The organism is Bacillus sp. LUNF1 (assembly GCF_011008975.1).
Lineage (GTDB): Bacteria > Bacillota > Bacilli > Bacillales > Bacillaceae > Bacillus > Bacillus velezensis.
Genome location: NZ_CP048876.1, coordinates 3,632,567 through 3,645,911, shown reverse-complemented (window position 1 = coordinate 3,645,911; position 13,345 = coordinate 3,632,567). Strand labels below are relative to the sequence as shown.

The window sequence follows — 13,345 nt, the reverse complement described above, 5'->3', positions numbered from 1 at the left end:
AACCATTTCGGATGAGGAATTGAATCTTTATGCTTATGTGCGGGCGGGGACCGAGATGCGCACCCCTTGCGGGAAGAAGGCCTCCTGAACAATGTTTACATTAATATAGATCAGGATGCGCGTCATTGACAAATGGCAAAAACCCCTTTTTCCATGACAAGGAAAGGGGTTTTTCCATTATTCGGCCATTTTTTCTAAATTGCCGTTCCGGTCCATTTTAAAGGACGGAGAGGCATGTTCATCGTCTTCAAATAAAACTAGTTTTCTGGCTCTGTTCATAATTTTCACCAAGGTTTCGTAGTCTTCCTGAATGGTTTTTTGATCTTTTTCAAGCTTTTCGACGGCCGCTTCCAGCTGCTCGGTTTTAGACTGAAGTTCTTGGTTTTCCCGTTTTAAACGGTCATTTTCCATTTGCAGGGCGGAAGTTTGCTTTCCGCTGCCTTCATAGCTCTGCAGAAATTGAATGACATCTGCCATTGTGAGCTCCGCCTTTTGGCTCGGCTGCTGAGGCGCCAGCAAATGTGATAAACTAGCTAACTCTTCCTTGAAGCTTTCATCGACATAAGGCATATGTTCGCCGGACATGACGGCTTGCCGATCCTCTTTTGGCGCTTCCGTTTGAACCGTCTCTTCGGCTGCGGTTTCCTGCATGATATCCGCATCCGGTGCAGGCGGCTGATATAATAGTTTCTTCTTGGCCGGCTGGCCGTTTCCGAGCGCGCGCATCCGCTGTTTCCGCTGTTTTTTGGCGAGCTGAAGCGCTTTTTCGTATTGATGGCGGACGACGGCATTCCATCTGAAACCGCACGCTGCCGACGTTCTGTTTAATTTATCGCCTACCTCTTCAAAGGCGTTCAGCTGCGTGCTTCCTTCCCGAACGTGACGGAGCACGGTTTCCGCAAGCAGCAGGTCGTTTTCCTCCGACCAGGCGTCCTGTCTTTGTTTTGTCAATGTTCTCAACCCCCAATATCTTTGATGGTATTAGAATGTCCAGATTGGAAAATATTTATACAAATTGGCTGAAAGAATGAGAGATACGCAGAGCCTTGCAGGATAAGATGAATCCTTGTACAATGAGATGTGATGTGATTTTTTTCTTTTTTAAAATTAAGATTTAACATAGAGGAACATTGAATGAAGGGAAGCGTACATCATGGCTAATGAATTCCGAGTGTGTGATGATTGCCAGGCCACCAATATTAAGACTTTGCTGCCGCGTTTGAAAGAAGCTGACCCGGATGCAAAAGTGGAGGTCGGATGTCAGTCATATTGCGGGCCCGGACGCAAAAAATCGTTTGCTTTCGTAAACAACCGCCCGCTGTCGGCGCCGACTGAGGACGAGCTGATTGAGAAAGTGAAAAAGAAGATCAAAAAGTAAATGTGTATTTTTACGACAGCCTCGCCCGATGGGTCAGGCTTTTTTGCTTCAAAAAATCAATGTCGGAAAACTGGAACAAAACGCCGGACAAATTCAAGGATGTTTTCAAATTACAGAGCCGATATAATAGAATCACGGCTAAAAAAAAGAGGGAATGACGATGGCGTATCCAAACGGAAAATTATCAGAAGAAAAAGTGTTTAAAGATCCCGTTCACCGCTATGTTCATGTGCGGGACAAGCTGATCTGGGATTTGATCGGCACCCGTGAATTTCAGCGGCTGCGCCGGATCAAACAGCTCGGTACGACGTATTTGACGTTTCACGGCGCGGAACACAGCCGTTTTAACCATTCTCTCGGCGTCTATGAGATTGTCAGACGAATGGTTGATGATGTTTTTAAAGGGCGTCCTGAATGGGATGACAATGAACGCGAACTCTGTCTCAGCGCTGCGCTTTTGCACGATTTGGGACATGGGCCGTTTTCACATTCCTTTGAAAAGGTTTTTCATCTGGATCATGAAGACTTTACGAGGGAAATCATCCTCGGCGATACTGAGGTGAATCAGGTTCTCAGAAAGGCGGGGCCGGGATTCCCGCAGGATGTTGCCGAAGTCATTGCCAAAACATACAAAAACAAGCAGGTGGTCAGCCTGATTTCGAGTCAGATTGACGCCGACCGGATGGATTACCTTCAGCGGGACGCGTACTATACGGGCGTCAGCTACGGACATTTTGATATGGAACGGATTTTAAGGGTGATGCGTCCGCGTGAGGACCAGATCGTCATTAAGCAAAGCGGCATGCACGCCGTGGAAGACTATATTATGAGCCGCTATCAAATGTACTGGCAGGTGTATTTTCATCCCGTGACGAGAAGCGCTGAAGTCATTTTGACGAAAATTCTCCACCGTGCGAAGCAGCTCCATGAAGAAGGGTATATATTCACTCATGCTCCCGTTCATTTTTATTCCATTTTTGAAGGGAAGCTGACGCTTGCGGATTATCTGAAGCTTGATGAAGCCATCATTTTATATTATTTCCAGGCTTGGGAGGAAGAAGAGGACCCGATTCTGTCCGACTTGTGCCGCCGCTTCATTAACCGTCAGCTGTTTCAATATGCCGAATTTAACCCCAATGAGGAAATGTCGGCTTATTTTGAACTGACCGCTCTGTTTAAAGAGGCGGGAATTGATCCCAATTACTATTTAGTGGTCGATTCTTCATCGGATCTGCCGTATGATTTTTACCGGCCGGGTGAAGAGGAGGAGCGTCTGCCGATTCACCTGTTAACGCAGAACGGCCAGATCAAAGAGCTGTCCAGGCAGTCCGCCATTGTCGAATCCATTTCGGGCAAACGCCGGACGGACCATAAGCTCTACTATCCGATGGACCTCATTTGTGACGATTCAGAAAACCCTGAAGCAAAATTGAAAATCCGGCAGCTGCTGGGACTGACATAGAAGGATTTTGGTAAAGAAGGAAAAGGAGATGTCGGGAATTTGTTGAAAGAACATGCAAAACTGATGAAGGTGTTCTCGGATTCTGGAGAAATCATCGGGCGGAAAAAGCTGCAGAAAATCATTTATATCGCGAAGAAAATGCAGTATCCTTTCTACGAAAAATATGATTTTCATTTTTACGGCCCGTATTCCGAAGAACTGACGCTTCGAATTGAAGAGCTGTGCAATCTTGGGTTTCTGGATGAGGTGAAGGAAAAAAAGGGCGGCTACTTTCAATACCGGTACTCGCTGACGGAGACGGGAGCCGAGTTTTTACATCATGCGGAGCTTACGATGCCGGATATGAAGAAGTACATCGACAGCGTCAACAGCCGCTCATCGCGGTTTCTGGAGCTGGTGTCTACGATTTTGTATTTTGACGGCCTTGAAGCTGAGGAAAAGAAAGAGAAAGTGTTTACGATAAAAAGCAAACAGAAATATACAGATGAAGAATATGATGAGGCGCTTCACTACATAGAAGAGCTGAAACACATTTGTTAAAGGCGATGGCTTTCGTCTTTTTTGATGAAAAAACCAGGCCGCGATAAAGCGGGCCTGGTTTTGTTTATTGTCTCAATTTGCTGTGCTTGTACGAATATAAAAAGTAAACGATGACGCCGATGATCAGCCAGACAGCAAAATAAAGCCACGTTTTCAGCGGCAGATTGACCATTAAAAACAAACAGCAGATAATGGCCAAAATCGGCAGTACTGGTACAAAAGGCACTTTAAATCCCCGCGGCAGATCCTTATGGGTGCGGCGCAGAATCAGCACGGACAGACTGACCATGGCAAATGTCAATAGCGCGCCGATGTTTGAGAGATCTGACAGCTCTTTCAGATCAACAAAACCCGCGATGCAGGCGCTGATCAGTCCGATCAGCCACGTATTAAAGATCGGAGCTCCCGATTTCTTTCCGACAATGGTAAAGACTTTCGGCAGCATTCCGTCTCTTGCCATCGCAAAAGATATACGGGTCGCCGCATATGTATGGGCGAGAACGACGGCCATCAGTCCGATCACCGCACCGGCAGCGATAACGCCCGCCACCGCGTTTTGTCCTACAGTCTGTAACACATAAGACATGGCTTCCGGCACATTAAGCTGTGAATACGGAACCATACCCGTCATGACGAGACAGACGATGACGTATACAAATGTACAGATCACCAGTGAACCGATAATACCGATCGGCAGGTTGCGCTGCGGTTTTTTGACTTCTTCAGCCGAAGCGGAAATCGCGTCAAATCCGAGAAACGCAAAAAAGACGGCAGAAGCCCCCGTAATGACGCCTTTGATTCCAAAAGGCATAAAAGGATGCCAATTGCCCGGCTTTACAAAAAAGCTTCCTGTGATGATAAACAGCAAAACAATTCCGATTTTTACGAGAACCATTATATTATTAAAGGTTTTGCTCTCTTTGGAGCCGCGTGACAGAACGACGGCAATTAATAGAGTAATGATGATGGCAGGAAGGTTGACGATGCCCCCCTGGCTCGGCACGTGCAGCAGACTGTCCGGCAAAGGCATGCCGATTTCGGCTAACAGATTATTAAAATAACTTGACCAGCCGCTTGCCACCGCCGACGCCGTCACCATATAAACGGATAAGAGCGTCCAGCCCATTAAATGGCCGACAATTTCTCCCATGGTGGTATAAGAGTAAATATAGGCGCTTCCGTAAACCGGGAGAACAGAAGCGATTTCGGCGTAACATAATGCTGCAAGGCTGCAGACAACGGCTGCAATGATAAAAGAAAAGATTACGGAAGGCCCGGCATTTTTCGCGGCCGTAATGCCTGTAAGAACCATGACGCCCGTCCCGATGACGGCGCCGATGCCCAGTAAAGTTAAATCAAATCCACCCATCGTTTTGGCAGTCTGCCTGTTTCTGCTTTGTTCAAGCAGCTGGGTGATGTCTTTTTTTTGTAGGATATTCCGCAACACGCATCCCTCCATCCAAAAGCAAAAGCCAAGAGGGGCTCTTTGGCTTTTACCCGTGTCACATCTTCTGTGTAATCGACAATCCTGTGTTCTGTTTCCCCGTCTGTTCCGTTTCTTTTCCAGTCATATTGTCTGCCGCATCCGATCAGATTATCCTTTCCGTCAAACGCAGTCACCCTTAATGATTTTACCTGAATCATGTCTATAAAACCAGCATTGCATAAAAGGGATAGGTGAAAAAGTAGGAGATAATAGTCTGTATAGAGCAGGATAAAAGTTGCGGGCTTTCCGGCCGAAATTTTGACTTTCCCCGCGAGGTATCAGTAAAATGTAATAAAAAACAATCAAATGATGATGGATGCATCTTGAAATGGGGAGTTTCTGCATGGAGCATGATATATTGCAAGCAAATGTACTGGATTACGCGCTCACGAAATATTTAAAGAGCACTAAAAAGCTTGATGAGGCGACAATTCCGAAGAGTATAAACAATATCAGAGGATTTATTCTCAGGATTATTTACCGGCACGGCACGTGCACGATTAAAGATATATTGCAGGAAGTCACATTATCGCCTTCGGCCACGACAACCGCTCTGAATCATTTAGAAAAAGAGGGTTTCGTGGAAAGGTCGAGAAATAACGAAGACCGGCGCACGGTATGGATGACGCTTTCCGAATCGGGGAAAATGGCGGCCATGCAAATGATTGAAAACCGGCAGATGCTCATTGACGAGCTGTTTGAAGCATTGACAGAGGAAGAAAAGAACACCTTTTTCAGCCTCGTTGAAAAAGTAATGAAATAAGCCGGCCTGACATAGCAGCGCCGGCCGTTATCAAGGATTACTCCGTATCGCTGATCCGTTTGCCGGCGACGGCGTAATGATCCTTTCTCATTTCTTCAATCATGACAATGATCTTTTCTTCGGCTGCGCCTGTCGTTTCTTTTACGGCTTCTGTCACTTTTTCAACCAGATTCCGTTTTTGTTCATCTGTGCGGCCTTCAAGCATTTTAACGGTTACGAGCGGCATGGTGCTGATCCTCCTTTATCGTTTCCTCTCTTTGGAAGAGAGGTCACTTATAGTATACTGAATGAAGGACAATCTTGCATTTTTTAAAAAAGGGGATTTTTACATTTGGACAGATTTTTATATTATCCGCTGGAGCTTATGCCCTATGTCGTGATTACGCTGATCGTGGCATTTACGATGCATGAACTGGCGCACGCGTATGTCGCGTATCGGTTCGGAGACGATACCGCGGCGAGACAGGGCAGATTAACGCTCAATCCGATTAAACATCTTGATGTTTTCGGAACGATTCTAATTTTGGTCGCGGGTTTCGGCTGGGCCCGTCCGGTGCCGGTGAACCGCCGCGCCTTTAAAAGACCGCGGCTGGCGGGAGTGCTGGTTTCCGTCGCCGGGCCTGTAAGCAACCTGCTTCTTGCCTTTATCGGTTTCTTTTTGCTAGTGTTGATGCATGCTTACGGAATGGAGCTGCTTTCTGCATTCAGCATGGGGCTTGACCGCTTTTTCTCTATTTGGATTCAGCTGAATCTCGCGCTGTGTTTATTCAACCTGCTGCCGCTTCCTCCGCTTGACGGCTACCGGATTATTGAGGATCTCGTGCCGCCGCGGGTGCGCGCCAAAATGACTCAGTTTGAGAGCTACGGGATTATCGTGTTTCTCGTGCTGTTTGTGACACCGGTCGGCTCCTATGTCGTGTGGCCGCTGTTAAGCGAGGGGAGAGACTGGATTCTCAAGGTATTTGCCATTATATTTCAACCGCTTTTGTAGGAGGGTATTTTCATGGAAGAAAAAAAGAAGAAAACAATCGGATTTAATATTATTAAAAGTGATCCGACCGACGGACATGGCGGTTTTGGCGCCGGGGCGCTGAGCCTTGACAATATTTCTCCGGTATTTGTCGATGTGGAAGAGAAGGAAGCCTTCGTTGACATCGGCGCAATGCATGCCCGCAGTGTCGTTGAAAAAGGCATCAAATTCCTGCCGAACAAAGATGAAGTGCCGAACGGAAAACCGTACTGGCTCGTGTGGGTCACCATCGACAGAAAAGAAGAAGGCCCTTATTACGCGGGTGTGACGGCTTGTGAAATGACCGTGGACAGAAGTATCCGCAGAGGCTATAAGTCATTGCCGGAGCATGTGAATTTAATGGATAAATCAATGAAGCGCTGCATTATCGTGGACAAAATGGACGCCAGCTCAAAGCAGGTGCTTGCTGAATTTCTGCAGAAGCATGACCAAGGGCTCTGGGAACGTTCATCCGATGAATTGAAAACAGGTCTGCTTCCGAAAGAAAAATAATTTGTGAACTTTTTGTGAACTTTATAAATATTTGCACTATTTTGCAATTGTACTGAGTAAACTGTTGATACAGAATCAGGACATGGAAAGTCCCGAGCCGAACCAAGACTCGGGGTTTTTCATGTTTACGCGGAGGTTTCATCATGTTCACCGTCTTTGAAATCGGGCCTTGGGTCATTGAAGCAGATGCGGCGGAAACGAGAAAACAATACGAAAACTCATGGCCTGATCCTTGCGCGATTGCGGGAGCTGCCGGAACTTTTCCGAGGCGGTGAATCTCCTTTCCGCCGAGAAAACAAGGCTGTTTACGCAGTTTGGGATTCGTCCGGCTGTCTGTCACGACTTGGGGGAGCATGGAAAGGAAAACGGCCTGCATCATTATGCGGGCAGCTATCCGATTGTCGGCAGGTTTAGGGAAGGCTGGCCGAAGTTTCATATCGAGAGGGCGGGAGATATCCGCTTTTCGTTTTCATTGCCGAGTACAACATTTTTTATACCGAAGGGTTTTCCTGACCCTATTATCCATCTCGACTTTTCTCTTTTGCTCCCATGGGTGCTTGAGGAAGACGCGGATTAAAGCCCGGCGCGCAATGCACCGGGCTCAGTCTTTTTTGCCGAGCCACTTATCCCACCATTTTTTGCGCGGAGCTTCTTTGCGGGCGGGGGCGTGTTTCTTTTCTTTTTTAGACGGTTCCGCTCCGTAGCACACATCCGCGGGCTCAGTGCCTGCGATGAAATACGTATAATGCTTTGCGGCGCAGCCGGGTCCCGAAGTGTAGCCGGAAGCGGGATCGATATAGACGCCCGTGACGCCCTTCGGCGGTTTAAGCGCTATTTCCGGTTCTCCTTCGAGCGCCTTCTCCATAAAGTCCGCCCAAATCGTCTTCGCATAGCTTTTTTCTTCTACTGAATCAATCGTGCTGCTTTTGTCATAGCCTGTCCATACACCGGCGGCAAGAGCCGGGTTAAAGCCGATCATCCAGCTGTCTGCGCTGGTCGTGCCTGATTTACCGCCATAGGTTCGGGTCAGCCGGTCAGAAATGGTGCGTCCCGTGACGGAAGTATAGCCGTTTAAATCCTGATCAAACATGCCCGTCATCATGCTCGCCGTCACAAAAGCGGCTTTTTTATCAAGCGTCTGCTGATGTCCGCGCGGCTGTTCATACAAGACGTTGCCGGCGGTATCCGTCACTTTTGTGATAAAGGAAGGGGTGATTTGTTTTCCCCCGTTTGCGAGCATCGCGTAGGCATTAACCATCTCAATCGGGCGCACGGGTTCAGTTCCTAGCGCCAGAGACGGAAGGGGCTTTAAATGTTCGCTGATGCCGAATTCCTTTGCCGCCGACACGAGCTTATTCATGCCGAGAAAGAGATGGGTCTTCACGGCATAAATGTTGTCTGACAACGCAAGCGCCTGAAGCAGCGTAATCGGTTTATTGGCGTAGTAGCCGTTGTAATTGCTTGGAGAATAAGTATCTCCGTTGTCGTCAATCTGGAACTCTGTGGCTTCGCTTTTCATCAGCGTGACCGGTGTAAAGCCGCTTTGAATCGCTTTGTAGTACAAAAGCGGCTTGATCGTGGAAGCCGGCTGCCGTTTCGCCTGTGTCGCCCGGTCAAACGGGCTTTTTTCGTAGTCACGTCCGCCGAGAAGCGCAAGCACGCGCCCTGTTGCCGGATCAATCGCGGAAAAGCCGACCTGAATGTCAGAGCCGGTACGGATCGTATGTGCCACAGTGTTTTCCGCAATCCGCTGCATGCGCTTATCAAGCGTCGTATAAACACGCAATCCGCTCGTTGCGAGCTGTTCGCGCGTCATGCCGAGCTTTTTCTCGAGTTCTTTCATCGCATCATCGTAAAAATAAGGCGCCGTTTTCGCTGCGGTTCTGTTTTTCAGCGGCTGATAGGCAAGCGGCATTTTCTTAAGCCTTTCTGCCTTCGTTTTTGAGATCATTTTCTGTTCAGTCATCAGTCGGAGAATGGTTTCCTGGCGCTGTTTGGCCTTCTTTTCGCTGACATATGGCGAATAGCCGGACGGGCCTTTCGGTATGCCCGCCAGAAGCACGGCTTCCGCATCGTTCAGATCTTTGGCGTGTTTGCCGAAATACAGGCGCGAGGCGGCTTCAATTCCATATGCGCCGTGGCCGTAATATATCGTATTTACATAACCTTCTAAAATCTCGTTTTTAGAATAGTTCTGTTCAAGGCGGATCGTGTAAAATGCTTCGTTCCATTTTCGTTTCCATGTCTTATCATGCTCAAGGTAGAGATTTCTCGCGTATTGCTGGGTGATGGTGCTTGCGCCCTGAACCTTGGCCATTGCCTTTATGTCAGCCAGCGCGGCGGCGGCCATCCGCCGGTAATCAAAACCGTGGTGATTGTAAAAGTTTTGATCCTCCACCGCAATCGCGGCCTGCACCGCTATCGGATTGATATCTTTTAACCGGACCCAGTAGCGCTTTTCCCCGAAATCGGTCTCACCTAGCTTTGAGCCGTCATTTGCATAAAGAATCGTAGACTGAGGGACCCGGACGGAGGGGGCCCCCTGCCATTTCGCTGCAAGAAGAACGGATGTGAAGCAGACGCCGGCCAGCATCCCGCCGATCAGTGTCAGAAAGATGCAGGCGCGGATGATTTTGAACGTGATTCTGAGCTGTTTTCCAGATACTTTATCCACTTTTGGGAACCCCCTTTTTCATGATTCTATTATTATGTGAAAAAAGGGGGTTTTTTAAACATATCAAACCGGACACTTCTTTACTTTTTCCCCTCCATCCTCTATACTTTTTCCTTAGGTGAAAATGAGATTTTAACCGGAATAAAAGCGATACAGACGCTTACAATAAATGAAATAAGCCTTGAAAGGGAGATGACAATTGAGCGAGCTTTGGTATACGGAGAAGCAGACGAAGAATTTCGGCATTACATTAAAGGTGAAACAAACATTACATACGGAACAGACGGAATTTCAGCATCTGGAAATGGTGGAGACAGAAGAATTCGGCAACATGCTGTTCTTAGACGGAATGGTCATGACTTCTGAAAAAGACGAATTCGTCTATCATGAAATGGTTGCGCACGTCCCGTTATTTACGCACCCGAATCCGGAAAACGTCCTCGTTGTCGGCGGCGGAGACGGCGGTGTCATCAGAGAGATTCTGAAGCACCCAAGCGTAAAAAAAGCGACGCTTGTCGACATTGACGGCAAGGTTATTGAATACTCTAAAAAATTCCTTCCGTCCATTGCGGGCAAGCTTGATGATCCGCGCGTCGACGTGAGAGTCGATGACGGTTTCATGCACATCGCGAAATCAGAGAATGAGTATGACGTCATCATGGTTGATTCAACAGAACCGGTCGGACCGGCCGTCAATCTGTTCTCAAAAGGCTTCTATGCCGGAATTTCCAAGGCGTTAAAAGAAGACGGCATCTTCGTCGCGCAGACGGACAACCCGTGGTTTACACCGGAACTGATTACAAACGTACAGCGTGATGTGAAAGAAATCTTCCCGATCACCCGTCTGTATACGGCTAATATCCCGACGTACCCGAGCGGCCTGTGGACATTTACGATCGGTTCTAAAAAGTACGATCCGCTTGAAGTGGAGGACAGCCGTTTCTTTGACATCGATACGAAATATTATACGAAAGAGCTTCACAAAGCGGCATTTGTTCTTCCGAAATTTGTGAGCGATTTAATCAAATAAAAACGTACGGCGCAGGAGCGAATCTTGCGCTTTTTTACAGGAAAGCGAGGGTTTTATCATGAGGTTTGATGAAGCATATTCAGGAAAAGTATTTATCTCAAGCCGCCCCGACTGGAAAGAGGCGGACGCCATCCTTTACGGCATGCCGATGGATTGGACGGTCAGCTACCGTCCGGGTTCGCGGTTTGGCCCGGGGAGAATCCGCGAGGTGTCTATCGGTCTTGAAGAATACAGCCCGTATCTCGACCGTGACTTGGCTGATTTGAATTTCTTTGACGCCGGCGACATTCCGCTTCCGTTCGGCAATCCGCAAAGAAGCCTTGATATGATTGAAGAATACGTGGACGGCATTTTAGAAAAAGGAAAGTTCCCGCTCGGCATGGGAGGGGAGCACCTTGTATCATGGCCTGTCATAAAAGCCATGTATAAGAAGTTTCCGGACCTTGCCATCATTCATTTTGACGCGCACACCGACCTGCGCACGGATTATGAAGGCGAACCGCTTTCCCATTCTACTCCGATCCGCAAAGCGGCCGAGCTCATCGGGCCGCAAAACGTATTTTCATTCGGCATCCGTTCCGGAATGAAGGAAGAATTTGAATGGGCGAAAGAAAACGGCATGCACATTTCTAAATTTGAAGTGCTTGAGCCGCTGAAAAAAGTGCTGCCGCAGCTTGCGGGACGCCCTGTTTATGTCACCATCGATATCGACGTGCTTGACCCCGCTCATGCGCCGGGCACGGGCACGGTTGACGCAGGAGGCATCACGTCTAAAGAATTGCTCGCGTCCATCCATGAAATCGCGCGCTCAGAAGTCAACGTAAAAGGCGCTGACCTCGTAGAAGTCGCGCCGGTCTATGACCACTCAGAACAAACCGCAAACACGGCAAGCAAGATGATTCGTGAAATGCTGCTTGGGTTTGTGAAATAGAAAGAAGAAAACCCGGAATAACAGGGCAGAAGCAGCCTTTGTTCCGGGTTTTTTGTAATAGGAATTAAAACACTCGAGGGGATTGTACCCGTAAACCTAAAATGAAATCTTTCATCATAAATTTAGATCATGGCGCGTTCAGACACATAATAATGAGGAGTTAAGCTATTCATTATCCCTGCTGATACTAATATCGTACTCACAGCAAAACAGACTATAAGTAATTTATACTTCAATTTCATATAAATTCACTCCTCCTTCGATCTGCTGTCTGGCTTCTTCAACCTTTAAAAAGTAGACAGAAGCTTTTTTATATTCTTCTTGTGTGTAATAATATTTAGCTACATCAAGGGCTAATTCCTCAATATCAGCATACATCAATTTATTTTCAAGAAAATGCAGACAATCGTTTATTAATGTATCTCTTGGATCCGGCATATACAAGTATTCTAAAAATTTAAATTTTTCCTCGTAAATTATATCATCTATTTCCTTACATATTGAGATACCTTTTTTATGATAATCGTACGCGTTATCTATATTTTTTAACTTAAAATAAATCTGTGTAAGTAAGAAGTAGGGCTGCGGAAGTGAATGACTCATTTGAGCTTTTTCAAAAACAGCTATGGCTTCTTTTAAATGGGGAATAGCCTCGACTTTATTGTTTTGATTATTATGGCATAAAGCGATGTTAAAAAGTGTCCTCCCCATTAATTGCGGCTGCTGCTCCAATTCAGCCATCGTATATGCCTTTTGAAAGTGGGAAATCGCGTGATCGTATTGCTTTACATCAAGATAATTAGCCCCAAATAAAGAATGGCACTGGGTTAATCTAATATTATATTTTTCTGCATCTTTATAAATTAAATAAGCCTGCCGCGCATAATCCATCGATACATAAGTTTGTTTCATATAATAATAGACTTCTGACATTTTAAAGTAAAATTCAGCTTTTTCTATATGATCTTTAACGTACGTCAGTTTGCTTTCAGCTTTCTTAAAAAACTGAATCGCTGAAAGATATTCACGGCATTCCAGCTCATACATCCCCCGGAAAAAATTAAAATAATAATCAAGACGTCCGGTCAGCCGGGCCTGCTTTTTATCAATATCCGCGAGCAGATCCGATAGTCTCGGCTGTTCTTCTATCCGCTGCGATTCCAGCGGTTCGAGGTATTCGAGCATCAGATTGTGACGGAATTCCATGAGAGAATAGTATAGATGAAGATCCTGATCATCTTCCAGACCTGCAAGTTCTTCTTTGATTTCTCTCCGCAAGTACTCGGCGTCCGGGATGCTGAACCTTCGAATGTACATATACCATTCGTTGATTTTTTCTCCAACCGCTGAAGATGATAAAACACTCGCCACTATTCCCAATCCCTCCCTTCCACGTTATGTATATGACATATTTTATCATTTTCATTCGGAAGGATAGCGCAAAAATACCGCAATGTTTTCTTTCGTTAAAACCGCATGTCTGCGGATATCATTTCAAAAATCCACTATTATCCCCACAATTTGTACAAGCAAACAAATACACCTTCCCATATTCTGTT

Annotated in this window: 14 protein-coding genes and 1 pseudogene; 9 read left to right on the top strand and 6 right to left on the bottom strand. The window is 46.7% G+C overall.

The window, feature by feature from the left end; genetic code table 11:
• Positions 1–177: 177 nt before the first annotated feature.
• Positions 178–951: an RsfA family transcriptional regulator gene (locus G4O42_RS18110; protein ID WP_012118695.1), complete on the bottom strand. Its 774-nt coding sequence runs from the start codon at positions 949–951 to the stop codon at positions 178–180.
• Between the two features lie 202 nt (positions 952–1,153).
• On the opposite strand from G4O42_RS18110, the gene G4O42_RS18105 reads away from it, so the two are divergent.
• The 3 genes from G4O42_RS18105 to G4O42_RS18095 all read left to right on the top strand — a co-directional run bounded on the left by G4O42_RS18105 (position 1,154) and on the right by G4O42_RS18095 (position 3,380).
• Positions 1,154–1,378 carry a YuzB family protein gene (locus G4O42_RS18105; protein WP_003151034.1) on the top strand — a complete coding sequence of 75 codons (225 nt, stop codon included), beginning with the start codon at positions 1,154–1,156 and terminating at the stop codon, positions 1,376–1,378.
• A gap of 160 nt (positions 1,379–1,538) precedes the next feature.
• On the top strand, positions 1,539–2,840 hold the full coding sequence (locus tag G4O42_RS18100) for an HD domain-containing protein (protein ID WP_032875878.1): 1,302 nt from the start codon (positions 1,539–1,541) through the stop codon (positions 2,838–2,840).
• 39 nt (positions 2,841–2,879) lie between these two features.
• Positions 2,880–3,380, top strand: a complete 501-nt coding sequence (locus G4O42_RS18095; protein ID WP_007407653.1) for a YwgA family protein — start codon at positions 2,880–2,882, stop codon at positions 3,378–3,380.
• 64 nt (positions 3,381–3,444) lie between these two features.
• Here the strand turns inward: G4O42_RS18095 and G4O42_RS18090 are convergent, their stop codons facing one another.
• Positions 3,445–4,824 (bottom strand): amino acid permease, encoded by a 1,380-nt coding sequence (locus tag G4O42_RS18090; RefSeq protein WP_032864567.1) that lies wholly within the window; start codon positions 4,822–4,824, stop codon positions 3,445–3,447.
• Between the two features lie 385 nt (positions 4,825–5,209).
• Here G4O42_RS18090 and G4O42_RS18085 point away from each other — a divergent pair, with 385 nt between their 5' ends.
• On the top strand, positions 5,210–5,629 hold the full coding sequence (locus G4O42_RS18085) for a MarR family winged helix-turn-helix transcriptional regulator (protein ID WP_007407650.1): 420 nt from the start codon (positions 5,210–5,212) through the stop codon (positions 5,627–5,629).
• Positions 5,630–5,666: 37 nt separating this feature from the next.
• On the opposite strand, the gene G4O42_RS18080 is transcribed toward G4O42_RS18085, so the two are convergent.
• Positions 5,667–5,855 (bottom strand): 2-hydroxymuconate tautomerase, encoded by a 189-nt coding sequence (locus G4O42_RS18080; RefSeq protein WP_003151042.1) that lies wholly within the window; start codon positions 5,853–5,855, stop codon positions 5,667–5,669.
• A gap of 105 nt (positions 5,856–5,960) precedes the next feature.
• Here G4O42_RS18080 and G4O42_RS18075 point away from each other — a divergent pair, with 105 nt between their 5' ends.
• From G4O42_RS18075 to G4O42_RS18065, 3 genes and pseudogenes are all read left to right on the top strand, one after another.
• Positions 5,961–6,620, top strand: coding sequence for a site-2 protease family protein (locus G4O42_RS18075; RefSeq protein WP_003151043.1), 660 nt, complete (start codon positions 5,961–5,963; stop codon positions 6,618–6,620).
• A gap of 12 nt (positions 6,621–6,632) precedes the next feature.
• Positions 6,633–7,151: a YwhD family protein gene (locus G4O42_RS18070; RefSeq protein WP_007614452.1), complete on the top strand. Its 519-nt coding sequence runs from the start codon at positions 6,633–6,635 to the stop codon at positions 7,149–7,151.
• 143 nt (positions 7,152–7,294) lie between these two features.
• Positions 7,295–7,728: pseudogene (locus G4O42_RS18065) on the top strand (hypothetical protein).
• Between the two features lie 24 nt (positions 7,729–7,752).
• On the opposite strand, the gene G4O42_RS18060 reads toward G4O42_RS18065, so the two are convergent.
• Positions 7,753–9,825 (bottom strand): transglycosylase domain-containing protein, encoded by a 2,073-nt coding sequence (locus tag G4O42_RS18060; protein WP_032875881.1) that lies wholly within the window; start codon positions 9,823–9,825, stop codon positions 7,753–7,755.
• A 199-nt stretch (positions 9,826–10,024) separates the two neighbouring features.
• Between G4O42_RS18060 and speE the strand changes: the two genes are divergently transcribed.
• Complete coding sequence (gene speE / locus G4O42_RS18055; RefSeq protein WP_003151052.1) at positions 10,025–10,855, top strand: spermidine synthase; 831 nt, start codon at positions 10,025–10,027, stop codon at positions 10,853–10,855.
• Between the two features lie 58 nt (positions 10,856–10,913).
• Complete coding sequence (gene speB, locus G4O42_RS18050) at positions 10,914–11,786, top strand: agmatinase (RefSeq protein WP_032875884.1); 873 nt, start codon at positions 10,914–10,916, stop codon at positions 11,784–11,786.
• 122 nt (positions 11,787–11,908) lie between these two features.
• Here speB and G4O42_RS18045 read toward each other — a convergent pair whose 3' ends face one another.
• On the bottom strand, positions 11,909–12,028 hold the full coding sequence (locus G4O42_RS18045; RefSeq protein WP_017418707.1) for a PhrC/PhrF family phosphatase-inhibitory pheromone: 120 nt from the start codon (positions 12,026–12,028) through the stop codon (positions 11,909–11,911).
• The gene (locus G4O42_RS18040) at positions 12,012–13,157 is read right to left on the bottom strand and encodes a Rap family tetratricopeptide repeat protein (RefSeq protein ID WP_074534220.1); all 1,146 of its coding nucleotides are present in this window, start codon (positions 13,155–13,157) and stop codon (positions 12,012–12,014) included. The genes G4O42_RS18045 and G4O42_RS18040 overlap by 17 nt, the downstream gene beginning before the upstream one ends.
• Positions 13,158–13,345 lie beyond the last annotated feature (188 nt).